The organism is Bacillus sp. SIMBA_031 (assembly GCF_046535225.1).
In the GTDB taxonomy this organism is placed as follows: domain Bacteria; phylum Bacillota; class Bacilli; order Bacillales; family Bacillaceae; genus Bacillus; species Bacillus velezensis.
Window position 1 is genome coordinate 16618 of sequence record NZ_JAWRXC010000010.1, and the last position, 25201, is coordinate 41818.

Below are 25201 nucleotides of genomic sequence, written 5' to 3' on the forward strand. Positions count from 1 at the left end.
CCCGTTCAGCGGGTTTTTTATTGTGTTGTTGAAAAAAGGATTCATAGGCCCTGAGCCTATTTTTTGTTTTACACTTCATTTTTAAATGCGGGGAGGGAAGGACTGCAGAGTCCTGATAGAATGGAAAAGAATTGGTATGTTGTTCATACGTATTCCGGTTATGAAAACAAAGTAAAAGCAAACCTTGAAAAACGTGTGGAATCAATGGGAATGCAGGATAAAATTTTCCGCGTTGTCGTCCCTGAAGAAGAAGAGACTGATATTAAGAACGGGAAGAAAAAAGTAGTCAAAAAGAAAGTGTTCCCGGGTTATGTGCTTGTTGAAATCGTCATGACTGATGATTCCTGGTATGTGGTCCGCAACACGCCGGGCGTTACCGGATTCGTCGGATCAGCCGGTTCAGGCTCAAAGCCGACTCCGCTTCTTCCTGGCGAAGCGGAAACCATCTTAAAACGCATGGGCATGGATGAGCGGAAAACCGACATTGATTTTGAATTGAATGAGACAGTCAAAGTCATAGACGGACCTTTCGCCAACTTTACAGGATCAATTGAAGAGATTGATTATGATAAGAGCAAAGTGAAAGTATTTGTTAACATGTTCGGTCGTGAAACGCCGGTTGAACTGGAATTTACCCAGATCGACAAATTGTAATGTGAAAAAACTTGAAATTGCTATATATTAATGATAATATAGCAAAGGTACGTCTTGGACTAATCCAAGGCAGCTAGCTTGATATTTCGTCATTCATATAAAGAATGAAACCTTGAGTGGGAGGGTTTACCCTATTACCACATCACGGACTTAAGGAGGTGTGTCTCGTGGCTAAAAAAGTAGTAAAAGTTGTAAAATTGCAAATTCCTGCTGGAAAAGCTAACCCAGCGCCGCCAGTTGGACCTGCACTAGGTCAAGCCGGTGTAAATATCATGGGATTCTGTAAGGAGTTTAACGCTCGTACAGCTGACCAAGCTGGTTTAATCATTCCTGTTGAAATTTCGGTTTACGAAGACCGTTCATTTACATTTATTACAAAAACTCCGCCTGCTGCAGTATTGCTTAAAAAAGCAGCTGGAATTGAGTCTGGTTCTGGTGAACCAAACCGTAATAAAGTGGCAACCGTTAAGCGCGATAAGGTTCGCGAAATCGCTGAAACGAAAATGCCTGACTTAAACGCAGCAGACGTTGAAGCGGCAATGCGCATGGTTGAAGGTACTGCCCGCAGTATGGGTATCGTTATCGAGGATTAATTTGTTTCTTGTCGGGTTGCGAGTTTTCACAAGTTCGCAACCCTTATTCGTGGGAGGTTATTCCGCTATAACCACATAAGGAGGAAATTTTAAAATGGCTAAAAAAGGTAAAAAGTACGTTGAAGCTGCGAAGCTTGTAGACCGTGCGAAAGCTTACGACGTCGCTGAAGCAGTGGCGCTTACTAAAAAAACAAACACAGCTAAATTCGACGCTACAGTTGAAGTTGCTTTTCGTTTAGGGGTTGACCCTCGTAAAAACGATCAGCAAATCCGCGGTGCAGTTGTACTTCCTAACGGAACTGGTAAAACTCAGCGCGTGCTTGTATTCGCTAAAGGCGAAAAAGCAAAAGAAGCTGAAGCTGCCGGTGCAGACTACGTTGGCGATTCTGATTACATCGCGAAAATCCAGCAAGGCTGGTTCGAATTCGATGTAATCGTTGCGACTCCTGACATGATGGGTGAAGTCGGTAAAATCGGCCGTGTGCTTGGACCAAAAGGTCTTATGCCAAACCCTAAAACAGGAACTGTTACATTCGAAGTAGAAAAAGCAATCGGCGAAATCAAAGCTGGTAAAGTAGAATACCGCGTTGACAAAGCTGGTAACATCCATGTTCCGATCGGAAAAGTTTCTTTCGAGGATGAAAAACTTGTTGAGAACTTCACAACAATGTATGATACAATCCTGAAAGCAAAACCGGCTGCGGCTAAAGGTGTTTACGTGAAAAACGTTGCCGTTACTTCTACTATGGGCCCTGGTGTCAAAGTAGACGCTTCTACTTTCAACGTAAAATAATATTTGACTTTAGATCAGCATTCTGATATGATTCAAAATGTTGTAAAATATAATATGTCATTTATACCGTAGACAGCAGGGGCCGTTAAGGCTTAATATCCTGCCGAGGTGTATATATATCACAGCTATTACGTTACGTATGCTTGTATATACAGCCTCCATGTCCACATGGAGGCTTTTTATATGAAATCGTCGTCACAGTCGTGATCACCTAGCGGTATAAGTGTTACACAAAATCTACAGGAGGTGTAACCATGAGCAGCGCAATTGATACAAAAAAAGTTGTTGTTGAAGAGATTGCTTCTAAACTGAAAGAAAGCAAATCAACGATCATCGTTGACTACCGCGGACTTAACGTTTCTGAAGTAACTGAACTCCGTAAACAGCTTCGCGAAGCTAACGTAGAGTTCAAAGTGTACAAAAACACAATGACTCGCCGTGCGGTTGAACAAGCTGAACTTGATGGTTTGAATGATGTCTTAACTGGACCGAATGCGATCGCATTCAGTACTGAAGATGTTATCGCTCCGGCAAAAGTTCTTAACGAGTTCGCGAAAAATCACGAAGCTCTGGAAATCAAAGCGGGCGTTATCGAAGGAAAAGTATCTTCTGTTGAAGAAGTGAAAGCTCTTGCTGAACTTCCTTCACGCGATGGCTTACTTTCTATGTTGCTTAGCGTACTTCAAGCTCCAGTTCGCAACCTTGCACTTGCAGCTAAAGCAGTTGCAGACCAAAAGGAAGAACAAGGCGCTTAATCTGATTTTACCCTAAAGTAAAACAAATGGAGGAATTTCAAATGGCTTTAAATATCGAAGAAATCATTGCTTCCGTTAAAGAAGCAACTGTACTTGAATTGAACGACCTAGTAAAAGCAATCGAAGAAGAATTTGGCGTAACTGCTGCTGCTCCTGTAGCTGTAGCTGGCGGAGCTGCTGCTGGCGGCGCTGCTGAAGAGCAAAGCGAATTCGACCTTATCCTTGCTGGTGCAGGTTCTCAGAAAATCAAAGTTATCAAAGTTGTTCGTGAAATCACTGGTCTTGGCTTGAAAGAAGCTAAAGAACTTGTTGACAACACTCCAAAACCACTTAAAGAAGGTATTGCGAAAGAAGAAGCTGAAGAGCTTAAAGCTAAACTTGAAGAAGTTGGCGCTTCTGTAGAAGTTAAGTAATCTTCACTTGCCTGTAGGGGAAGCTCGCTTTTATGAGGCGGGCTTTTTCTTTGCTTTTCTTTAAGTGCCATTAAAAAAGGAGGTTCTAATAATGAGTGAACACTATTATTCAGAAAAACCTTCAGTTAAAAGCGATAAACAGACATGGTCATTTACACTGCGGAACAGATCTTATACATTCACAAGTGACAGCGGCGTTTTCTCGAAAAAGGAAGTTGATTTCGGTTCGCGTGTCTTAATTGAAGCGTTTGAAGAGCCGGAGATCGATGGTGACTTCCTGGATGCAGGCTGCGGTTACGGCCCGATCGGTCTGTCGCTCGCCGGTGCATTTACAGACCGGACCGTGCACATGATTGACGTGAATGAAAGAGCCGTAGAGCTGTCGAATGAAAATGCAGAAAAAAACGGAATAAAAAACGTTCGGATTTATCAGAGTGATTTATTTTCAAATATTGATTCTGCTCAAACATTTGCTTCTATTTTTACAAACCCCCCAATCCGCGCCGGAAAAAAAGTTGTCCATGCCATTTTTGAAAAAAGCGCTGAGCATTTAAGGGCTTCAGGTGAATTGTGGATCGTTATACAGAAAAAACAGGGCGGGCCTTCTGCCATTGAAAAACTGAAGGAGCTTTTTGACGAAGTTTCTGTGGTTCAAAAAAAGAAAGGCTATTATATCATAAAAGCAAAAAAAGTTTGACTTGAATTTTCAGCTATGTTAATATTGTAAAATGCCAATGTATATATTTTGCATGATATGCTGAAATAATCATAGTGCATGTATAAATTATACAAACATGGAAATGCTAATAAAATCGGTATTTGTTTTTGGATGTGGTTTTCTTAATTAGAAACCCTTTTTTCTTTTGTCTTGTAAAAGTATTTCTTTATCGTAAGAGATGCTTATTACACATATAATACGCATGATTTGAGGGGTGAATCAGTTGACAGGTCAACTAGTTCAGTATGGACGACACCGCCAGCGCAGAAGCTATGCTCGCATTAGCGAAGTGTTAGAATTACCAAATCTCATTGAAATTCAAACCTCTTCTTATCAGTGGTTTCTTGATGAGGGTCTTAGAGAGATGTTTCAAGACATATCACCAATTGAGGATTTCACTGGTAACCTCTCTCTAGAGTTCATTGACTACAGTTTAGGAGATCCTAAGTATCCCGTTGAAGAGTCAAAAGAACGTGATGTGACTTACTCAGCTCCGCTGAGAGTGAAGGTTCGTTTAATTAACAAAGAAACTGGAGAGGTAAAAGACCAGGATGTCTTCATGGGTGATTTCCCTATTATGACAGATACCGGTACTTTTATCATCAACGGTGCAGAACGTGTTATCGTATCTCAGCTTGTTCGGTCTCCAAGTGTATATTTCAGTGGTAAAGTAGACAAAAACGGTAAAAAAGGTTTTACCGCGACTGTCATTCCAAACCGTGGCGCATGGTTAGAATACGAAACTGATGCGAAAGATGTTGTGTATGTCCGCATTGATCGCACACGTAAGTTGCCGGTTACGGTTCTTTTGCGTGCTCTCGGCTTCGGTTCAGACCAAGAGATTCTCGATCTCATTGGTGAGAACGAATATCTCCGCAATACACTGGATAAGGACAACACTGAAAACAGTGACAAAGCGCTTCTTGAAATCTATGAGCGCCTTCGTCCCGGAGAGCCGCCTACAGTAGAAAACGCAAAAAGCTTGCTGGATTCCCGTTTCTTCGATCCGAAGCGATACGACCTTGCGAATGTAGGACGCTATAAAATTAATAAAAAGCTTCATATCAAGAACCGCCTGTTTAACCAGCGCCTTGCAGAAACACTGGTGGATCCGGAAACCGGTGAAATTCTCGCTGAAAAAGGGCAGATTCTTGACAGAAGAACACTTGATAAAGTACTGCCATACTTAGAAAATGGAATCGGCTTCAGAAAACTTTATCCTAACGGCGGCGTTGTCGAGGATGAAGTGATGCTTCAATCCATTAAAATCTATGCTCCTACCGATGCAGAAGGAGAGCAGACGATCAATGTGATCGGCAATGCTTACATCGAAGAAGCGATTAAAAACATTACGCCTGCTGATATTATTTCTTCTATCAGCTACTTCTTCAACCTCCTGCACGGAGTGGGCGACACTGATGATATCGACCATCTCGGAAACCGCCGTCTGCGTTCTGTAGGTGAGCTCCTGCAAAACCAATTCCGTATCGGTTTAAGCCGGATGGAACGTGTCGTACGTGAAAGAATGTCTATTCAAGACACAAATACAATTACGCCGCAGCAGCTGATTAACATCAGACCTGTTATTGCGTCTATTAAAGAGTTCTTCGGAAGCTCACAGCTTTCTCAATTCATGGATCAGACGAACCCGCTTGCTGAATTGACGCACAAACGCCGTCTGTCAGCTCTCGGACCGGGCGGTTTGACACGTGAGCGCGCAGGTATGGAAGTACGTGACGTTCACTACTCTCACTATGGCCGTATGTGTCCGATTGAAACGCCTGAGGGCCCGAACATCGGTTTGATCAACTCATTGTCATCATTTGCGAAAGTAAACCGCTTTGGTTTCATTGAGACGCCATACCGCCGCGTTGATCCTGAAACAGGAAAAGTAACGCCTAGAATCGACTACCTGACTGCTGATGAAGAGGATAACTATGTCGTAGCCCAAGCGAATGCTAAGCTGAGCGATGACGGTTCTTTCTTGGATGACAGCATCGTAGCGCGTTTCAGAGGGGAAAACACCGTTGTAGCCCGCAACCGCGTGGATTACATGGACGTTTCTCCTAAACAGGTTGTTTCTGCTGCGACAGCATGTATTCCGTTCTTGGAAAACGATGACTCGAACCGCGCCCTCATGGGAGCGAACATGCAGCGTCAGGCTGTGCCTTTGATGCAGCCGGAAGCTCCGATCGTCGGAACGGGTATGGAATACGTATCCGGTAAAGACTCCGGTGCAGCCGTTATTTGTAAACACCCTGGTATCGTTGAACGGGTGGAAGCGAAAAACGTATGGGTGCGCCGCTATGAAGAAATTGACGGCCAAAAAGTAAAAGGCAACCTGGATAAGTACAGCTTGCTGAAATTTGTCCGCTCCAACCAAGGTACGTGCTACAACCAGCGTCCGATCGTCAGTGTCGGCGATGAAGTAGTCAAAGGAGAAATCCTTGCTGACGGACCTTCAATGGAGCTTGGCGAACTTGCTCTCGGCCGCAACGTAATGGTCGGCTTCATGACATGGGATGGTTACAACTATGAGGATGCCATCATCATGAGTGAACGCCTTGTGAAAGATGATGTATACACATCTATTCACATTGAAGAATATGAATCAGAAGCACGTGATACAAAGCTTGGGCCTGAAGAGATCACCCGCGATATTCCAAACGTAGGGGAAGACGCGCTTCGCAATCTTGATGACCGCGGAATTATCCGTATCGGTGCGGAAGTCAACGACGGAGACCTTCTCGTAGGTAAAGTAACGCCTAAAGGTGTAACTGAGCTTACGGCTGAAGAACGCCTTCTGCATGCGATCTTTGGAGAAAAAGCGCGTGAAGTCCGTGATACTTCTCTCCGTGTGCCTCACGGCGGCGGCGGAATTATCCACGACGTAAAAGTCTTCAACCGTGAAGACGGCGACGAACTTCCTCCGGGAGTGAACCAGCTTGTACGCGTATATATCGTTCAGAAACGTAAGATTTCTGAAGGTGATAAAATGGCCGGACGTCACGGAAACAAAGGGGTTATCTCGAAGATTCTTCCTGAAGAAGATATGCCTTACCTTCCTGACGGCACGCCGATCGATATCATGCTTAACCCGCTGGGTGTACCATCACGTATGAATATCGGTCAGGTATTAGAACTTCACATGGGTATGGCTGCCCGCTACCTCGGCATTCACATCGCGTCACCTGTATTTGACGGCGCGCGTGAAGAAGATGTGTGGGAAACACTTGAAGAAGCAGGCATGTCAAGAGACGCTAAAACAGTTCTTTATGACGGCCGTACGGGAGAACCGTTTGACAACCGTGTATCTGTCGGAATCATGTACATGATCAAACTGGCGCACATGGTTGATGATAAACTTCATGCCCGGTCTACAGGTCCTTACTCACTTGTTACGCAGCAGCCTCTCGGCGGTAAAGCCCAATTCGGCGGACAGCGTTTCGGTGAGATGGAGGTTTGGGCGCTTGAAGCTTACGGCGCAGCTTACACGCTTCAAGAAATCCTGACTGTGAAGTCCGATGACGTGGTCGGACGTGTGAAAACATATGAAGCCATCGTCAAAGGCGACAATGTTCCAGAGCCTGGTGTTCCGGAATCATTCAAAGTATTGATCAAAGAGCTTCAAAGCTTAGGTATGGACGTAAAAATCCTTTCAGGCGATGAAGAAGAAATAGAAATGAGAGATCTAGAAGACGAGGAAGATGCGAAACAAGCTGACGGCCTTGCATTATCAGGTGATGAAGCGCCGGAAGAAACAGCATCTCCAGACGTTGAACGTGACGCAGTAACGAAAGAATAGTCTCTGATTGATAAAGGCAAGTGACATCGGTTAATCCGAAGATAAAAAGGGAGGTAGGCCCCTTGCTAGATGTGAACAATTTTGAGTATATGAACATCGGTCTTGCTTCACCGGATAAAATCCGTTCATGGTCTTTTGGTGAAGTGAAAAAGCCTGAAACGATAAACTATCGTACATTGAAACCTGAAAAGGACGGCCTGTTCTGCGAACGCATTTTCGGACCGACTAAGGACTGGGAATGTCATTGCGGCAAGTACAAGCGGGTTCGTTATAAAGGCGTAGTTTGTGACCGTTGCGGAGTTGAAGTAACGCGGGCTAAAGTCCGTCGTGAGAGAATGGGGCATATTGAACTGGCTGCCCCGGTTTCTCACATTTGGTATTTCAAAGGTATTCCGAGCCGTATGGGTCTTGTATTGGATATGTCACCGCGTGCGCTGGAAGAAGTTATTTACTTTGCTTCTTACGTCGTAACTGACCCGGCCAATACACCGCTCGAAAAGAAACAGCTTTTATCTGAAAAGGAATACCGTGCGTATCTGGATAAGTACGGAAACAAATTCCAAGCCTCTATGGGCGCGGAAGCCATTAATAAACTTCTGCAGGACATCGACCTTGTCAAAGAAGTTGATATGTTAAAAGAAGAGCTGAAGACTTCTCAAGGGCAGCGCCGTACACGTGCGATCAAACGCCTTGAAGTGCTTGAAGCCTTCCGTAATTCAGGAAACAAGCCGTCTTGGATGATTCTCGACGTGCTTCCGGTTATTCCGCCTGAATTAAGACCGATGGTTCAGCTTGACGGCGGACGTTTCGCTACGTCTGACCTGAACGACCTTTACCGTCGTGTCATCAACCGTAATAACCGTTTAAAACGTCTGTTAGACCTCGGCGCGCCAAGCATCATCGTTCAGAACGAAAAACGTATGCTTCAGGAAGCAGTCGACGCTCTGATTGACAACGGACGCCGCGGCCGTCCGGTTACCGGACCGGGTAACCGTCCGCTTAAATCTCTTTCTCACATGCTGAAAGGGAAACAAGGGCGTTTCCGTCAGAACCTTCTCGGTAAACGTGTAGACTACTCAGGACGTTCCGTTATCGTCGTAGGTCCGCATCTGAAAATGTATCAGTGCGGTTTGCCGAAGGAAATGGCGCTTGAGCTCTTCAAGCCTTTCGTCATGAAAGAGCTTGTTGAAAAAGGCCTTGCTCACAATATCAAGAGCGCAAAACGCAAAATCGAACGCGTGCAGCCTGAAGTATGGGATGTACTTGAATCTGTCATTAAGGAGCATCCGGTCTTACTGAACCGTGCCCCTACTCTTCACAGATTAGGTATCCAGGCTTTCGAACCGACGCTTGTTGAAGGACGCGCCATCCGTCTTCACCCGTTAGTATGTACAGCTTATAACGCTGACTTTGACGGTGACCAAATGGCGGTTCACGTACCTTTATCAGCTGAGGCTCAAGCTGAGGCGCGCATTCTGATGCTTGCGGCCCAAAACATCTTGAACCCTAAAGATGGTAAACCGGTTGTTACGCCGTCTCAGGATATGGTATTAGGAAACTACTACCTGACGCTTGAGCGCGCCGGAGCAGTCGGCGAGGGTATGGTTTTCAAAAATACGGACGAAGCGCTTCTTGCTTATCAAAACGGTTATGTTCACCTTCATACGAGAGTTGCTGTTGCAGCGAACTCCCTTAAGAATGTGACTTTTACTGAAGAACAGCGTTCAAAATTGTTAATTACAACTGTCGGTAAGCTCGTCTTCAATGAAATTCTTCCGGAATCATTCCCTTACATGAATGAACCAACGAAGAGCAACATTGAAGAGAAGACACCTGACCGTTTCTTCTTAGATAAAGGTGCTGACGTAAAAGCTGTGATTGCTGAGCAGCCGATCAACGCACCGTTTAAAAAAGGCATTCTCGGTAAAATCATCGCGGAAATCTTTAAACGATTCCATATCACGGAAACGTCTAAAATGCTTGACCGCATGAAAAACCTCGGTTTCAGATATTCAACGAAAGCCGGCATCACAGTAGGGGTTTCTGATATCGTCGTTCTCGATGACAAACAGGAAATCCTTGAAGAAGCACAAAGCAAAGTTGATAATGTCCTGAAACAGTTCAGACGCGGTTTAATCACCGAAGAAGAACGTTATGAAAGAGTCATTTCAATTTGGAGTTCAGCGAAAGATGTTATCCAAGGCAAACTGATGAAATCATTAGACGAAGTCAACCCGATCTACATGATGAGTGACTCAGGCGCCCGTGGTAACGCATCTAACTTTACACAGCTTGCGGGTATGCGCGGTCTGATGGCCAACCCGGCTGGACGAATCATTGAATTGCCGATTAAATCAAGTTTCCGTGAAGGTCTGACAGTATTGGAGTACTTTATCTCCACTCACGGTGCGCGTAAAGGTCTTGCCGATACCGCCCTGAAAACAGCTGACTCAGGTTACCTTACACGCCGTCTTGTTGATGTTGCGCAGGATGTTATCATTCGTGAAACAGATTGCGGAACAGACCGCGGTATTCTTGCAAAACCGCTCAAAGAAGGCACGGAAATCATCGAGCGTCTGGAAGAGCGTCTGATCGGACGTTTCGCCAGAAAACAGATCAAACATCCTGAAACGGGTGCTGTGCTCATTAACGAAAATGAATTGATCGATGAAGATAAAGCGCTGGAAATCGTTGAAGCCGGAATCGAAGAAGTGTGGATCCGTTCCGCGTTCACATGTAACACTCCTCATGGTGTATGTAAACGATGCTACGGACGTAACCTTGCAACCGGAACTGATGTTGAAGTCGGCGAAGCAGTAGGTATTATCGCCGCTCAATCTATCGGTGAGCCTGGAACACAGTTAACAATGCGTACGTTCCACACAGGCGGGGTTGCCGGAGACGATATCACACAAGGTCTTCCGCGTATCCAAGAGCTTTTCGAAGCGCGTAATCCGAAAGGTCAAGCGACGATTTCTGAGATTGACGGTACAATTGCCGAAATCAATGAAGTCCGCGACAAACAGCAGGAGATTGTTGTTCAGGGCGCTGTTGAGACACGTTCATACACGGCACCTTACAACTCACGCCTGAAAGTGGCTGAGGGTGATCAGATTACCCGCGGTCAAGTGCTGACAGAAGGTTCTATCGATCCGAAAGAACTTCTTAAAGTCACTGACCTGACAACGGTTCAGGAATATCTTCTGCATGAGGTTCAGAAGGTTTACCGTATGCAGGGGGTTGAAATCGGCGATAAACACGTAGAAGTAATGGTTCGCCAGATGCTTCGCAAAGTCCGTGTGATCGATGCCGGAGATACTGATGTTCTCCCTGGCACATTGCTTGATATTCACCAATTTACAGAAGCGAACAAAAAAGTGCTGCTTGAAGGCAATCGACCTGCTACAGGCCGCCCTGTCCTTCTCGGTATCACAAAAGCTTCACTCGAGACGGATTCATTCTTGTCTGCCGCATCATTCCAAGAAACAACACGTGTTCTTACAGATGCTGCGATTAAAGGCAAGCGCGATGAACTTCTCGGCTTGAAAGAGAATGTTATCATCGGTAAACTGGTTCCGGCCGGTACCGGTATGATGAATTACAGAAAAGTAAAACCTGTTTCAAACGTTCAGCCTTCGGAAGATATGGTTCCGGCTGAATAATAGAAACTGCTGCAGGAAAGGCTGTTTCGACAGCTTTTCCTCAGTATTACAATTATTCTGGCGGGGGACTGCACTAAAAAATGTCATACGTTGTTGACATCCGTCCCGCAGAGTGATAATATAACCAAGGTGCTCGAAATAAAACCTGTTACTTTGGAGGATATGTTTATGTCTTATGATAAAGTATCACAGGCCAAATCAATTATTATTGGTACGAAGCAAACAGTGAAAGCTCTAAAACGAGGTTCAGTGAAGGAAGTCGTCGTGGCAAAAGACGCGGATTCAGTTCTTACGGCTGGCGTTATCCAGCTTGCAAAGAACCAAAATACCGCTGTCTGTATGGTGGATTCCATGAAAAAGCTCGGCAAAGCCTGCGGAATTGAAGTGGGAGCAGCAGCTGTTGCCATTATGTTATAGCGTACTTTTTGTTTTTATATAAGATATCATTCTTGTGTAAAGACATTGTTTTTTGCCTAATGATGAACCACCTGGGTATGTGGGTTATAAAACGTAATGAAGGGAGGAACACAACATGCCTACAATTAATCAGCTAATTCGCAAGGGACGCGTGAGCAAAGTTGAAAACTCTAAGTCACCTGCACTAAACAAAGGATACAACAGCTTTAAAAAAGAGCACACTAACGTATCTTCTCCACAAAAACGCGGGGTATGTACTCGTGTGGGTACAATGACACCGAAAAAACCGAACTCAGCACTTCGTAAATATGCTCGTGTTCGTTTGACTAACGGAATCGAGGTTACTGCCTACATTCCTGGTATCGGTCACAACCTGCAAGAGCACAGCGTTGTACTGATCCGCGGCGGACGTGTAAAAGACTTACCGGGGGTACGCTACCACATCGTTCGTGGCGCGCTTGATACTGCCGGAGTTGAAAACCGTGCGCAAGGCCGTTCTAAATACGGTACGAAACGTCCTAAAGCAAAGTAATCAAATAAATCATTAAAACTATGAAGGGAGGATATTCAGATGCCACGTAAAGGTCCTGTAGCAAAAAGAGATGTTTTACCTGATCCGCTTTACAACTCTAAGCTGGTATCCCGCCTGATCAACAAAATGATGATCGACGGTAAAAAAGGTAAATCTCAAACAATCCTATACAAGTCATTCGATATCATTAAAGAACGCACTGGCAATGATGCAATGGAGGTTTTCGAACAAGCATTGAAAAACATCATGCCTGTACTTGAAGTAAAAGCACGCCGTGTAGGTGGAGCTAACTACCAAGTGCCTGTAGAAGTTCGTCCTGAACGCCGTACAACTCTTGGTCTTCGCTGGTTGGTTAACTATGCGCGTCTTCGCGGAGAAAAAACAATGGAAGAGCGCCTGGCTAACGAAATTCTTGATGCAGCTAACAACACTGGTGCTGCCGTTAAGAAACGTGAAGACACTCACAAGATGGCAGAAGCGAACAAAGCATTTGCTCACTACCGCTGGTAGGATTCATATAATCAAAATAATAATTCCCTAATAAGGAAGGAGAAATTACCCAATGGCAAGAGAGTTCTCCTTAGAAAAAACTCGTAATATCGGGATCATGGCTCACATCGATGCCGGTAAAACGACTACTACAGAACGGATCTTGTTCTACACAGGCCGTATCCACAAAATTGGCGAAACTCACGAAGGTGCTTCGCAAATGGACTGGATGGAGCAGGAACAAGAACGCGGTATCACAATCACTTCTGCAGCAACGACTGCACAGTGGAAAGGTTACCGTGTAAACATCATCGATACACCGGGACACGTAGACTTCACAGTTGAAGTTGAACGTTCACTCCGTGTACTTGATGGTGCGGTTGCCGTACTTGATGCTCAATCAGGTGTTGAGCCTCAGACAGAAACAGTATGGCGCCAAGCAACAACTTACGGAGTACCGCGTGTTGTATTTGTCAACAAAATGGACAAAATCGGCGCAGACTTCCTTTACTCTGTAGGCACTTTAAGAGACCGTCTTCAAGCTAACGCTCACGCAATTCAATTGCCGATCGGCGCTGAAGACAACTTCGAAGGTATCATCGACTTAGTAGAAAACGTTGCGTATTTCTATGAAGATGACCTTGGAACTCGTTCAGATGCGAAAGAAATCCCTGAAGAGTACAAAGAACAAGCTGAAGAGCTTCGCAGCAGCCTGATTGAAGCTGTAGCTGAGCTTGATGAAGAGCTTATGGAAAAGTACCTTGAAGGTGAAGAAATCACTATCCCTGAATTGAAAGCTGCTATCCGTAAAGGTACACTGAATGTTGAATTCTACCCTGTACTTGTTGGTTCTGCTTTCAAAAACAAAGGTGTTCAGCTTGTACTTGATGCTGTTCTTGACTACCTTCCTGCGCCAACTGATGTTGCTGCAATCAAAGGTGTACGTCCTGATACAGATGAAGAGATCGTTCGTCATTCTTCTGATGAAGAGCCATTCTCTGCACTTGCATTTAAAGTTATGACTGACCCTTATGTCGGTAAGCTGACATTCTTCCGCGTATATTCCGGTACACTTGATTCCGGTTCATATGTAAAGAACTCTACAAAAGGCAAGCGTGAGCGCGTAGGACGTATCCTTCAAATGCACGCTAACAGCCGTGAAGAGATCTCTACTGTATACGCTGGAGACATCGCAGCTGCTGTAGGTCTAAAAGATACTTCTACTGGAGATACTCTATGTGATGAGAAGGATCTTGTAATCCTTGAATCAATGGAATTCCCAGAGCCTGTTATCGACGTAGCGATTGAGCCTAAATCAAAAGCTGACCAAGATAAAATGGGTATCGCTTTAGCTAAACTTGCTGAAGAAGATCCTACATTCCGTACACAAACTAACCCTGAAACGGGTCAAACAATCATCTCTGGTATGGGTGAGCTTCACCTTGATATCATTGTTGATCGTATGAAGCGTGAGTTCAAAGTTGAAGCTAACGTTGGTGCTCCTCAAGTTGCGTACCGTGAGACATTCCGTACCGGTGCAAAAGTTGAAGGTAAATTCGTACGTCAATCAGGCGGACGCGGTCAGTTCGGTCACGTTTGGATCGAATTTGAACCGAACGAAGAAGGCGCTGGCTTTGAATTCGAAAACGCAATCGTCGGTGGTGTTGTTCCTCGTGAATACATCCCAGCCGTACAAGCAGGTCTTGAAGATTCTCTTGAAAATGGTGTCCTAGCCGGATTCCCGCTAATCGACATCAAGGCGAAACTTTTTGATGGATCTTACCATGATGTTGACTCAAACGAAATGGCGTTTAAAGTCGCTGCTTCTATGGCATTGAAAAATGCAGTCAGCAAATGTAACCCAGTTCTTCTTGAACCAATCATGAAAGTTGAAGTTGTTATTCCTGAAGAATACATGGGAGACATCATGGGTGATGTTACTTCTCGTCGCGGACGCGTAGAAGGTATGGAAGCTCGCGGTAACGCTCAAGTTGTGCGTGCGATGGTACCTCTTGCTGAAATGTTCGGTTACGCTACTGCCCTTCGTTCTAACACGCAAGGACGCGGTACGTTCACAATGTTCATGGATCACTACGAAGAAGTGCCGAAGAGCATCGCTGAAGAAATTATCAAAAAAAATAAAGGCGAATAATTGATTTTGCCACTTAACTCAAGTATAACTACTATTGTAAGATGAGGAAGTGAGAGCTTGCTTTCACTTTCTATCACTCTATACATTACTAATTAAAAGCTCTTAAGGAGGATTTTAGAATGGCTAAAGAAAAATTCGACCGTTCCAAATCACATGCCAATATCGGTACAATTGGACACGTTGACCATGGTAAAACAACATTAACTGCTGCTATCTCAACAGTACTTCATAAGAAATCTGGTAAAGGTACAGCTATGGCGTACGATCAAATTGATGGTGCTCCAGAAGAACGTGAGCGCGGTATCACAATCTCTACTGCACACGTTGAGTACGAAACTGACACTCGTCACTATGCACACGTTGACTGCCCAGGACACGCTGACTATGTTAAAAACATGATCACTGGTGCTGCGCAAATGGACGGAGCTATCCTTGTAGTATCTGCTGCTGATGGCCCAATGCCACAAACTCGTGAGCACATCCTTCTTTCTAAAAACGTTGGTGTACCATACATCGTAGTATTCCTTAACAAATGCGACATGGTAGACGACGAAGAGCTTCTTGAGCTTGTTGAAATGGAAGTTCGCGATCTTCTTAGCGAATACGACTTCCCTGGTGATGATGTACCAGTTGTTAAAGGTTCTGCTCTTAAAGCTCTTGAAGGTGACGCTGAGTACGAAGAAAAAATTCTTGAACTTATGGCTGCAGTTGATGAGTACATCCCAACTCCAGAACGCGACACTGACAAACCATTCATGATGCCAGTTGAGGACGTATTCTCAATCACTGGTCGTGGTACAGTTGCTACTGGCCGTGTAGAACGCGGACAAGTTAAAGTCGGTGACGAAGTTGAAATCATCGGTCTTCAAGAAGAAAACAGCAAAACAACTGTTACAGGTGTTGAAATGTTCCGTAAGCTTCTTGACTATGCTGAAGCTGGAGACAACATCGGTGCACTTCTTCGCGGTGTAGCTCGTGAAGACATCCAACGTGGACAAGTACTTGCTAAACCAGGTACAATCACTCCACACAGCAAATTCAAAGCTGAAGTTTACGTTCTTTCTAAAGAAGAGGGTGGACGTCATACTCCATTCTTCTCTAACTACCGTCCTCAGTTCTACTTCCGTACAACTGACGTAACTGGTATCATCAATCTTCCAGAAGGCGTAGAAATGGTTATGCCTGGAGATAACACTGAAATGATCGTTGAACTTATCTCTACAATCGCTATCGAAGAAGGAACTCGTTTCTCTATTCGTGAAGGCGGACGTACAGTTGGTTCAGGCGTTGTTTCTACAATCACTGAGTAATCGACTCGTTCATTAATGCGGGGTCCCTTATGGGGCCTCGTTTTTTTGTTTCCCCGCTGATTACATGTATAATAGAACGTATACAAATTTTAGGAGCAGACCGATGAACGATAACTTCAAGAAAACCAATCGTATTTCAATGCTTCAGCAATTGCTGATTAATGGCAGTGAACAAACCATTATGATTAATGGTGATGACAGGAGTAATCCGCTGCTTTTATTTTTGCACGGCGGTCCCGGCACGCCTCAAATCGGCTATGCGAGAAAATACCAGAATAAGCTGGAAAAGCATTTCACCGTTGTGAACTGGGATCAGAGAGGGGCGGGTCTCTCTTATTCAAAGGAAATTCCGGGTTCATCTATGACTTTGGATCAGCTGACAGCCGATACCATTCATTTGACCGAACGCTTATGCAAGCAATTCAGCAGGCAAAAAATATATATCGCCGGCTATTCGTGGGGTTCAGTTCTGGCGCTTCATGTTCTTCAAGAGAGACCTGATTTGTATTATGGGTATATCGGTATCAGTCAGGTGGTTAATATTCAAAAGGAAGAAACGGAAGCTTACCGGCTGATGATGGAATGGAGCAGGCAACGCAAACATTTCCTGCTGGAAAAGACGCTGAGCTTTATCGGAGCGCCTCCATGGGAGAAACAGCTGCAGCGATCGTTATTTCTGCTTTGTATCGAGATGAGGGGAGGGGGCTTTACCCATCATCCGATCGGTGCTCTTAAAGCAGGGGGGCGAATGCTGTTTGGTGAACCGTACGGTGTGAGAGGGAGCTTCTTAGCCGCGCGGGGACAAATGTTCAGCCTGAAACACCTGTGGGAGGATCTCATTTTCTTTGATGCCGGGGAATCAGTTTCTTCTATTATAATACCGTGCTGTTTTATGTCAGGGAGATACGATTTGACGGTACCAGGGACGACGTCTTATGAATATTATCAGAAGGTTGATGCGCCGTATAAAGAATGGTATTGGTTTGAGAACTCAGCCCATTCGCCTCACTTGGAGGAGCCGGATCGCTTTGCCGAAGTTGTCAGCCGGTTCGCATCGTTCCATCTCTGAAAGAAAACAGGCATATCCTTGATTAATCATGGTATCACCTGTATAATAATCAAAGTGTGAAAACCACAAGGTTCCTTAAATAAACCTTGCAACATGCGTCTATTTTCTGTATAATAGTGTATGTTGGTCTTTGACTGCGATGAAGTGAGAGGTTGCTGACACACCCGGCCGCTTTGCCATGGCAAGGTGATCAGGTTTTTCTCACGGAGAACTGTCTAACGTGATGTAGGCGAAAAGGAGGGAAAATAATGGCAAAACAAAAAATTCGTATTCGTTTAAAAGCATATGATCATAGAATCCTTGATCAATCTGCAGAGAAGATTGTTGAAACGGCAAAACGTTCTGGTGCCAGCGTATCTGGTCCGATTCCGTTGCCAACTGAAAAATCAGTTTACACAATCCTTCGTGCGGTGCACAAATACAAAGATTCTCGTGAGCAATTTGAAATGCGTACACATAAACGTTTAATCGACATTGTGAACCCAACACCACAAACTGTTGATGCTCTCATGCGATTAGACTTACCATCTGGTGTCGATATCGAAATCAAACTTTAATTCTAAAATATAGAATGATCTTAATAGGAGGTGTGACGAATGACCAAAGGAATCTTAGGAAGAAAAATTGGTATGACGCAAGTATTCGCAGAGAACGGTGATCTTATCCCGGTAACTGTTATTGAAGCAGCTCCAAACGTTGTTCTTCAAAAGAAAACAGCTGAAAACGATGGCTATGAAGCGATCCAGCTTGGTTTTGACGATAAGCGTGAAAAGCTTTCAAACAAACCGGAAAAAGGACACGTTGCAAAAGCGGAAACTGCTCCTAAGCGCTTCGTTAAAGAATTACGCGGCGTGGATATGGATGCGTATGAAATTGGTCAGGAAGTCAAGGTTGAAATTTTCTCTGCAGGAGAAATCGTAGATGTAACAGGAGTATCTAAAGGTAAAGGTTTCCAAGGTGCAATCAAGCGCCACGGACAATCTCGCGGACCTATGTCTCACGGTTCACGCTACCACCGTCGTCCTGGTTCAATGGGACCTGTAGATCCTAACCGTGTATTCAAAGGTAAACTATTACCTGGACGCATGGGCGGAGATCAAATCACTGTCCAAAACCTTGAAATCGTAAAAGTAGATGCTGAGCGCAATCTTCTTTTGATTAAAGGTAACGTACCTGGTGCGAGAAAAACTTTAATCACTGTTAAAAGTGCTGTTAAATCTAAATAAGTCTCTTAGGAAAGGAGGAAATTGATCATGCCAAAAGTAGCATTATACAACCAAAACGGTTCTACTGCTGGTGATATCGAATTAAACGCGTCTGTATTTGGAATTGAGCCAAATGAGAGCGTAGTATTCGACGCTATTCTTATGCAAAGAGCTTCCTTACGTCAAGGATCTCACAAAGTAAAAAATCGTTCTGAAGTACGCGGCGGAGGTCGCAAACCATGGCGTCAAAAAGGTACAGGTCGTGCCCGTCAAGGTTCAATCCGTTCACCGCAATGGCGCGGAGGTGGTGTCGTATTCGGCCCAACACCACGCAGCTATTCTTACAAATTACCTAAAAAAGTTCGCCGCTTGGCAATCAAATCAGTATTGTCTTCTAAAGTGAACGACAACAACATTATTGTTCTTGAAGATCTTACTCTTGATACGGTTAAAACAAAAGAAATGGCAGCTATCCTTAAAGGATTATCTGTTGAGAAAAAAGCTTTAATCGTAACTGCGGATGCAAACGAAGCAGTATCTCTTTCTGCACGCAACATCCCTGGAGTTACAGTTGTTCAAGCTAACGGAATCAACGTGTTAGACGTTGTCAACCACGAGAAGCTTCTGATTACAAAAGCTGCGGTTGAAAAAGTAGAGGAGGTGCTTGCATAATGAAAGATCCTCGTGATGTTCTTAAGCGCCCCGTCATTACTGAACGTTCTGCTGATTTAATGACTGAAAAAAAATATACTTTTGAAGTTGATGTAAGAGCTAATAAAACAGAAGTGAAAGATGCAGTTGAAAGTATCTTTGGAGTGAAAGTTGACAAAGTCAACATCATGAACTACAAAGGGAAATCAAAACGTGTCGGCCGCTACACTGGTATGACTAGCCGTCGCAGAAAAGCGATCGTAAAACTTACTGCAGACAGCAAAGAAATCGAAATTTTTGAAGCTTAATTATCTGTAAAAAGAAGGAGGGAAATTCAAAATGGCGATTAAAAAGTATAAACCGACCTCTAACGGACGTCGTGGCATGACAACTTCAGATTTTGCTGAAATCACGACTGACCAGCCGGAAAAATCCTTGCTTGCGCCCCTTCACAAAAAAGGCGGACGTAACAACCAAGGTAAATTGACTGTACGTCACCAAGGTGGCGGACACAAACGCCAATACCGTGTTATCGACTTCAAACGCGATAAAGATGGTATACCTGGACGCGTTGCTACAGTTGAGTACGATCCAAACCGTTCAGCTAACATTGCACTAATCAACTATGTAGACGGAGAAAAACGTTACATTCTTGCACCAAAAGGAATTCAAGTAGGTACTGAAATCATGTCCGGCCCTGAAGCTGACATCAAAGTAGGTAACGCACTTCCGCTTATCAACATCCCTGTTGGTACAGTTGTGCATAACATTGAATTAAAGCCTGGTAAAGGCGGACAGCTTGTACGTTCAGCTGGTACATCTGCTCAGGTTCTTGGTAAAGAAGGCAAATACGTTCTTGTACGTCTTAACTCTGGTGAAGTTCGCATGATCCTTTCTGCTTGCCGCGCTTCTATCGGTCAAGTAGGTAACGAGCAGCACGAACTTATCAACGTTGGTAAAGCAGGACGCTCTCGCTGGAAAGGCATCCGCCCTACAGTCCGCGGTTCTGTAATGAACCCTAACGATCACCCACACGGTGGTGGTGAAGGTCGCGCGCCAATCGGACGTAAATCACCAATGTCTCCTTGGGGCAAACCGACTCTTGGATTCAAGACACGTAAGAAAAAGAACAAATCTGATAAATTTATCGTACGTCGTCGTAAAAATAAATAACGGGGTTGTCTACGGTTCATTTCGGACCGTAGTGCAATCACGAAGGGAGGTTCCAAAATGGCTCGCAGCTTGAAAAAAGGACCATTTGTCGATGGACACTTGATGACAAAAATCGAGAAATTAAATGAAACGGACAAGAAACAAGTTGTAAAAACTTGGTCTCGCCGTTCAACTATTTTCCCACAATTTATCGGTCACACTATCGCAGTATATGACGGACGTAAACACGTGCCTGTATTCATTTCTGAAGACATGGTAGGCCACAAGTTGGGCGAATTCGCACCGACTCGTACTTACAAAGGCCACGCCAGTGACGATAAAAAAACAAGACGCTAAGAGAGGAGGCTTTTAAATGCAAGCTAAAGCTGTTGCAAGAACAGTCCGTATTGCTCCTCGTAAAGCACGTCTAGTAATGGACCTGATTCGAGGTAAGCAAGTAGGCGAAGCAGTATCTATCCTGAACTTAACTCCGAGAGCTGCTTCTCCGATCATCGAAAAAGTTTTAAAATCTGCTATCGCAAATGCTGAGCACAACTACGAGATGGACGCTAACAATCTGGTTATTTCTCAGGCATTTGTTGACGAAGGCCCAACGTTAAAAAGATTCCGCCCGCGTGCTATGGGACGTGCGAGCCAAATCAACAAACGTACGAGCCACATTACAATCGTTGTATCAGAAAAGAAGGAGGGATAAGTAGTGGGTCAAAAGGTAAATCCAGTCGGTCTTCGTATCGGAGTCATTCGTGATTGGGAATCTAAGTGGTACGCTGGTAAAGATTACGCTGACTTCCTGCACGAAGATTTAAAAATTCGTGAATTCATTAGCAAACGCCTTTCTGACGCTTCTGTTTCTAAAGTAGAAATCGAGCGCGCAGCAAACCGCGTTAACATTACGATCCACACTGCTAAGCCTGGTATGGTAATCGGTAAAGGCGGATCTGAAGTTGAAGCACTTCGTAAAGCCCTTAACAGCCTTACTGGCAAGCGTGTACACATTAACATTCTTGAAATCAAAAGAGCAGATCTTGATGCTCAGCTTGTAGCTGACAACATCGCTCGTCAACTAGAAAACCGTATTTCTTTCCGCCGTGCGCAGAAACAACAAATCCAACGCACTATGCGTGCTGGAGCACAAGGTGTGAAAACAATGGTTTCCGGCCGTCTTGGCGGAGCTGACATTGCTCGTTCTGAATATTACAGTGAAGGAACTGTTCCATTGCACACTTTGCGTGCTGACATCGACTATGCAACATCTGAAGCTGACACAACTTACGGTAAGCTTGGTGTAAAAGTCTGGATCTATCGTGGAGAGGTTCTTCCTACTAAGAAGAAAACTGAGGAAGGAGGAAAATAATATGTTATTACCAAAACGCGTTAAATATCGCAGAGAGCATCGCGGAAAAATGCGCGGTCGCGCTAAAGGCGGTACTGAAGTACATTTTGGTGAGTACGGTATCCAGGCTCTTGAAGCTTCTTGGATTACGAACCGCCAAATCGAAGCTGCACGTATTGCGATGACTCGTTACATGAAACGTGGCGGTAAAGTTTGGATTAAAATTTTCCCTTCAAAACCTTACACTGCTAAACCGCTTGAGGTACGGATGGGTTCCGGTAAAGGGGCTCCTGAAGGCTGGGTAGCTGTTGTAAAACCGGGCAAAGTTTTATTTGAAATTTCTGGTGTGTCTGAAGAGGTAGCTCGTGAAGCTCTTCGCCTTGCATCTCACAAATTGCCAATTAAAACGAAGTTCGTAAAACGTGAAGAAATTGGTGGTGAATCAAATGAAAGCTAATGAAATTCGTGACCTTACCACTGCTGAAATTGAACAAAAAGTAAAGTCTCTTAAAGAAGAACTTTTCAATCTTCGCTTTCAATTAGCGACAGGACAACTTGAAAATACTGCTCGCATTCGTGAAGTGCGCAAAGCTATCGCGCGCATGAAAACTGTGATTCGTGAAAGAGAAATTGCTGCCAACAAATAATCACTGAGGGGAGGTCGTGAGCATGAGCGAACGTAACCAACGCAAAGTTTACCAAGGCCGTGTTGTTTCTGACAAAATGGATAAAACCATCACTGTTGTTGTTGAAACATACAAAAAGGATCCTATTTACGGTAAACGCGTAAAATACTCGAAGAAATTCAAAGCACATGATGAAAATAACCAAGCTAAAATCGGAGACATCGTAAAGATCATGGAAACTCGTCCATTATCTGCAACTAAGCGTTTTCGTCTAGTAGAAGTTGTCGAAGAAGCTGTTATTATCTAATAAAGTTCGGAATTCTTTTTCCGAAGGGAGGTAACAAATAATGATTCAACAAGAGACTCGTTTAAAAGTTGCTGACAACTCCGGTGCGCGTGAGGTACTTACTATTAAAGTTCTTGGCGGTTCTGGACGTAAAACGGCTAACATTGGTGATGTAATTGTTTGCACGGTTAAACAAGCAACACCAGGAGGCGTTGTCAAAAAAGGTGAAGTCGTAAGAGCTGTTATCGTTCGCACAAAAAGCGGAGCACGCAGAACTGACGGATCATACATCAGCTTCGATGAGAATGCATGTGTTATCATCCGTGACGACAAGAGCCCGCGTGGAACTCGTATCTTCGGACCGGTTGCCCGTGAATTACGTGAAAACAACTTCATGAAAATTGTTTCTCTGGCTCCAGAAGTTATCTAATGAAATAAATGCCTTACTCAAGGAGGTGCGATCAGGATGCATGTGAAAAAAGGCGATAAAGTAATGGTTATCTCTGGTAAAGATAAAGGCAAACAAGGTACAATCCTTGCTGCTTTCCCTAAAAAGGACCGCGTTCTAGTTGAGGGCGTAAACATGGTGAAGAAGCACTCTAAACCAACTCAAGCAAACCCTCAAGGCGGTATTTCTAATCAAGAGGCGCCAATTCATGTATCAAACGTTATGCCGCTCGATCCTAAAACAGGTGAAGTGACTCGCGTAGGATACAAAGTGGAAGATGGCAAAAAAGTTCGTGTTGCAAAAAAATCTGGGCAAGTCTTAGATAAATAGTATTTAAAGGAAGGGAGGTCTATCTCATGAACCGCCTTAAAGAAAAGTACAATAAAGAAATTTCACCTGCTTTAATGACGAAGTTCAACTACGACTCTGTTATGCAGGTGCCAAAAATCGAAAAAATCGTAATCAACATGGGTGTCGGTGATGCTGTTCAAAACGCGAAAGCAATCGACAGTGCTGTTGAAGAATTAACGTTTATCGCAGGTCAAAAACCTGTCGTTACTCGTGCGAAGAAATCAATTGCTGGATTCCGTCTTCGTGAGGGAATGCCTATCGGTGCGAAAGTAACTCTTCGCGGAGAGCGCATGTATGATTTCCTTGATAAACTTATTTCTGTATCTTTACCGCGTGTGCGTGACTTCCGCGGGATTTCTAAGAAATCTTTCGACGGTCGCGGAAACTACACTCTTGGTATCAAAGAACAGTTAATCTTCCCTGAAATTGACTACGATAAAGTAACAAAGGTTCGCGGAATGGACATCGTTATCGTAACGACTGCTAACTCTGACGAAGAGGCTCGTGAGCTATTAACTCAAGTAGGTATGCCGTTCCAGAAATAATCAATGAAAGGGAGGCGAAATCGTGGCTAAAAAGTCAATGATTGCGAAACAACAACGTACACCAAAGTTTAAAGTGCAAGAGTACACTCGCTGTGAACGCTGCGGACGTCCGCACTCAGTCATTCGTAAATTTAAACTTTGCCGTATTTGTTTCCGTGAGCTTGCATATAAAGGACAAATTCCTGGCGTGAAAAAAGCCAGCTGGTAATCCCCAAGAATGGGAAGGAGGTAATTATATAATGGTTATGACAGATCCAATTGCAGATATGCTGACTCGTATTCGCAATGCAAACATGGTACGTCATGAGAAGCTTGAAATTCCTGCTTCTAAATTGAAAAGAGAAATTGCTGACATTTTAAAGCGTGAAGGTTTCATTCGTGACGTTGAGTTCGTAGAAGACAGCAAACAAGGTATCATCCGCGTTTTCTTGAAATACGGACAAAACAACGAGCGCGTTATCACTGGTCTTAAAAGAATCAGCAAACCAGGTTTGCGTGTATACGCTAAATCAAATGAAGTACCTCGCGTACTTAACGGTCTTGGAATCGCGATTATTTCTACATCACAAGGTGTTTTAACGGACAAAGAAGCCCGTGCAAAACAAGCTGGTGGAGAAGTTCTAGCATACGTTTGGTAAGAAGTTTAACAAGAATGGAGGTGTTTTAGTATGTCTCGTGTAGGAAAAAAACTGCTTGAGATCCCTTCTGGAGTTACAGTAACGCTGAACGAAGGCAACACTGTAGCTGTAAAAGGACCAAAAGGAGAATTAACTCGTACTTTCCATCCTGATATGGAAATCAAAATTGAGGACAACGTGCTTACAGTTACTCGTCCTTCTGATCACAAAGAGCACCGTGCGCTGCATGGTACGACTCGCAGTCTGCTTGGAAACATGGTTGAAGGCGTATCTAAAGGATTTGAAAGAGGTTTGGAATTAGTCGGTGTCGGTTATCGTGCGGCTAAATCCGGAAACAAACTTGTTTTAAACGTTGGATACTCTCATCCTGTTGAGATCGTTCCTGAAGAGGGCATCGAAATCGAAGTTCCTTCTCAAACTAAAGTAGTTGTAAAAGGTACAGACAAAGAGCGTGTAGGAGCTATCGCTGCTAACATCCGCGCTGTACGTTCTCCAGAGCCTTACAAAGGTAAAGGAATCCGCTACGAAGGTGAAGTTGTTCGCCGTAAAGAAGGTAAATCTGCTAAGTAAGACCGCTTAAAGT

The 25201-nt window shown here is 44.2% G+C and carries 31 protein-coding genes and 1 other annotated feature; all 31 genes read left to right on the plus strand.

Annotation, left to right across the window (positions count from 1 at the left end):
* The first annotated feature begins 120 nt into the window (after positions 1-120).
* The 31 genes from nusG (at position 121) to rplF (ending at position 25188) form a co-directional block, all read left to right on the plus strand.
* Positions 121-654, plus strand: coding sequence for a transcription termination/antitermination protein NusG (nusG, locus tag SB724_RS18040; protein WP_003156423.1), 534 nt, complete (start codon positions 121-123; stop codon positions 652-654).
* Positions 655-821: 167 nt separating this feature from the next.
* A complete protein-coding gene (gene rplK / locus SB724_RS18045) occupies positions 822-1247 on the plus strand; it encodes a 50S ribosomal protein L11 (protein ID WP_003156430.1) in 426 nt (141 codons plus the stop codon).
* 94 nt (positions 1248-1341) lie between these two features.
* On the plus strand, positions 1342-2040 hold the full coding sequence (rplA, locus tag SB724_RS18050; RefSeq protein ID WP_003156431.1) for a 50S ribosomal protein L1: 699 nt from the start codon (positions 1342-1344) through the stop codon (positions 2038-2040).
* A 48-nt stretch (positions 2041-2088) separates the two neighbouring features.
* Positions 2089-2231 (plus strand) — a sequence feature (ribosomal protein L10 leader region).
* 63 nt (positions 2232-2294) lie between these two features.
* Entirely contained in the window at positions 2295-2795 is a 501-nt protein-coding gene (gene rplJ, locus SB724_RS18055) for a 50S ribosomal protein L10 (RefSeq protein WP_007410396.1), read from the plus strand.
* A gap of 41 nt (positions 2796-2836) precedes the next feature.
* Positions 2837-3208, plus strand: a complete 372-nt coding sequence (gene rplL, locus SB724_RS18060) for a 50S ribosomal protein L7/L12 (protein ID WP_003156436.1) — start codon at positions 2837-2839, stop codon at positions 3206-3208.
* A gap of 91 nt (positions 3209-3299) precedes the next feature.
* Positions 3300-3905 (plus strand): class I SAM-dependent methyltransferase, encoded by a 606-nt coding sequence (locus tag SB724_RS18065; RefSeq protein ID WP_029325705.1) that lies wholly within the window; start codon positions 3300-3302, stop codon positions 3903-3905.
* Between the two features lie 244 nt (positions 3906-4149).
* Positions 4150-7731, plus strand: a complete 3582-nt coding sequence (rpoB, locus tag SB724_RS18070; RefSeq protein ID WP_003156440.1) for a DNA-directed RNA polymerase subunit beta — start codon at positions 4150-4152, stop codon at positions 7729-7731.
* A 62-nt stretch (positions 7732-7793) separates the two neighbouring features.
* Positions 7794-11393, plus strand: a complete 3600-nt coding sequence (rpoC, locus tag SB724_RS18075; RefSeq protein WP_007410398.1) for a DNA-directed RNA polymerase subunit beta' — start codon at positions 7794-7796, stop codon at positions 11391-11393.
* A gap of 168 nt (positions 11394-11561) precedes the next feature.
* Complete coding sequence (locus SB724_RS18080; RefSeq protein ID WP_003156443.1) at positions 11562-11810, plus strand: 50S ribosomal protein L7ae-like protein; 249 nt, start codon at positions 11562-11564, stop codon at positions 11808-11810.
* A 115-nt stretch (positions 11811-11925) separates the two neighbouring features.
* Positions 11926-12342: a 30S ribosomal protein S12 gene (rpsL, locus tag SB724_RS18085; RefSeq protein WP_003156445.1), complete on the plus strand. Its 417-nt coding sequence runs from the start codon at positions 11926-11928 to the stop codon at positions 12340-12342.
* Positions 12343-12381: 39 nt separating this feature from the next.
* Entirely contained in the window at positions 12382-12852 is a 471-nt protein-coding gene (rpsG, locus tag SB724_RS18090; RefSeq protein ID WP_003156447.1) for a 30S ribosomal protein S7, read from the plus strand.
* Positions 12853-12904: 52 nt separating this feature from the next.
* Positions 12905-14983 carry an elongation factor G gene (gene fusA, locus SB724_RS18095; protein WP_007410399.1) on the plus strand — a complete coding sequence of 693 codons (2079 nt, stop codon included), beginning with the start codon at positions 12905-12907 and terminating at the stop codon, positions 14981-14983.
* Positions 14984-15102: 119 nt separating this feature from the next.
* The gene (gene tuf / locus SB724_RS18100; RefSeq protein WP_007410400.1) at positions 15103-16293 is read left to right on the plus strand and encodes an elongation factor Tu; all 1191 of its coding nucleotides are present in this window, start codon (positions 15103-15105) and stop codon (positions 16291-16293) included.
* Positions 16294-16396: 103 nt separating this feature from the next.
* A complete protein-coding gene (locus SB724_RS18105; RefSeq protein WP_410572217.1) occupies positions 16397-17362 on the plus strand; it encodes an alpha/beta fold hydrolase in 966 nt (321 codons plus the stop codon).
* Between the two features lie 248 nt (positions 17363-17610).
* Entirely contained in the window at positions 17611-17919 is a 309-nt protein-coding gene (gene rpsJ, locus SB724_RS18110) for a 30S ribosomal protein S10 (protein WP_003156464.1), read from the plus strand.
* 39 nt (positions 17920-17958) lie between these two features.
* Positions 17959-18588, plus strand: coding sequence for a 50S ribosomal protein L3 (rplC, locus tag SB724_RS18115; RefSeq protein WP_007410402.1), 630 nt, complete (start codon positions 17959-17961; stop codon positions 18586-18588).
* 27 nt (positions 18589-18615) lie between these two features.
* Positions 18616-19239, plus strand: a complete 624-nt coding sequence (gene rplD, locus SB724_RS18120) for a 50S ribosomal protein L4 (RefSeq protein ID WP_007615239.1) — start codon at positions 18616-18618, stop codon at positions 19237-19239.
* Complete coding sequence (gene rplW / locus SB724_RS18125; protein ID WP_003156467.1) at positions 19239-19526, plus strand: 50S ribosomal protein L23; 288 nt, start codon at positions 19239-19241, stop codon at positions 19524-19526. The genes rplD and rplW overlap by 1 nt, the downstream gene beginning before the upstream one ends.
* A gap of 31 nt (positions 19527-19557) precedes the next feature.
* Entirely contained in the window at positions 19558-20391 is an 834-nt protein-coding gene (rplB, locus tag SB724_RS18130) for a 50S ribosomal protein L2 (RefSeq protein WP_003156470.1), read from the plus strand.
* A gap of 57 nt (positions 20392-20448) precedes the next feature.
* Positions 20449-20727, plus strand: a complete 279-nt coding sequence (gene rpsS, locus SB724_RS18135) for a 30S ribosomal protein S19 (RefSeq protein WP_003156472.1) — start codon at positions 20449-20451, stop codon at positions 20725-20727.
* 16 nt (positions 20728-20743) lie between these two features.
* Positions 20744-21085 carry a 50S ribosomal protein L22 gene (rplV, locus tag SB724_RS18140; protein ID WP_003156475.1) on the plus strand — a complete coding sequence of 114 codons (342 nt, stop codon included), beginning with the start codon at positions 20744-20746 and terminating at the stop codon, positions 21083-21085.
* A gap of 3 nt (positions 21086-21088) precedes the next feature.
* Positions 21089-21745 carry a 30S ribosomal protein S3 gene (gene rpsC / locus SB724_RS18145; protein ID WP_003156476.1) on the plus strand — a complete coding sequence of 219 codons (657 nt, stop codon included), beginning with the start codon at positions 21089-21091 and terminating at the stop codon, positions 21743-21745.
* Between the two features lies 1 nt (position 21746).
* Positions 21747-22181: a 50S ribosomal protein L16 gene (gene rplP, locus SB724_RS18150; RefSeq protein ID WP_003156478.1), complete on the plus strand. Its 435-nt coding sequence runs from the start codon at positions 21747-21749 to the stop codon at positions 22179-22181.
* Positions 22171-22371 (plus strand): 50S ribosomal protein L29, encoded by a 201-nt coding sequence (rpmC, locus tag SB724_RS18155; protein WP_003156482.1) that lies wholly within the window; start codon positions 22171-22173, stop codon positions 22369-22371. The genes rplP and rpmC overlap by 11 nt, the downstream gene beginning before the upstream one ends.
* A 22-nt stretch (positions 22372-22393) precedes the next feature.
* The gene (gene rpsQ / locus SB724_RS18160; RefSeq protein ID WP_003156484.1) at positions 22394-22657 is read left to right on the plus strand and encodes a 30S ribosomal protein S17; all 264 of its coding nucleotides are present in this window, start codon (positions 22394-22396) and stop codon (positions 22655-22657) included.
* A 40-nt stretch (positions 22658-22697) separates the two neighbouring features.
* The gene (gene rplN, locus SB724_RS18165) at positions 22698-23066 is read left to right on the plus strand and encodes a 50S ribosomal protein L14 (protein ID WP_007410404.1); all 369 of its coding nucleotides are present in this window, start codon (positions 22698-22700) and stop codon (positions 23064-23066) included.
* A gap of 36 nt (positions 23067-23102) precedes the next feature.
* The gene (gene rplX, locus SB724_RS18170; protein WP_003156486.1) at positions 23103-23414 is read left to right on the plus strand and encodes a 50S ribosomal protein L24; all 312 of its coding nucleotides are present in this window, start codon (positions 23103-23105) and stop codon (positions 23412-23414) included.
* A gap of 26 nt (positions 23415-23440) precedes the next feature.
* Positions 23441-23980, plus strand: a complete 540-nt coding sequence (rplE, locus tag SB724_RS18175) for a 50S ribosomal protein L5 (RefSeq protein ID WP_003156487.1) — start codon at positions 23441-23443, stop codon at positions 23978-23980.
* Between the two features lie 22 nt (positions 23981-24002).
* Positions 24003-24188 carry a 30S ribosomal protein S14 gene (rpsN, locus tag SB724_RS18180; RefSeq protein WP_003156488.1) on the plus strand — a complete coding sequence of 62 codons (186 nt, stop codon included), beginning with the start codon at positions 24003-24005 and terminating at the stop codon, positions 24186-24188.
* 31 nt (positions 24189-24219) lie between these two features.
* Entirely contained in the window at positions 24220-24618 is a 399-nt protein-coding gene (gene rpsH / locus SB724_RS18185) for a 30S ribosomal protein S8 (protein WP_003156489.1), read from the plus strand.
* A 30-nt stretch (positions 24619-24648) separates the two neighbouring features.
* Positions 24649-25188: a 50S ribosomal protein L6 gene (gene rplF / locus SB724_RS18190; RefSeq protein WP_003156490.1), complete on the plus strand. Its 540-nt coding sequence runs from the start codon at positions 24649-24651 to the stop codon at positions 25186-25188.
* Positions 25189-25201: the final 13 nt, after the last annotated feature.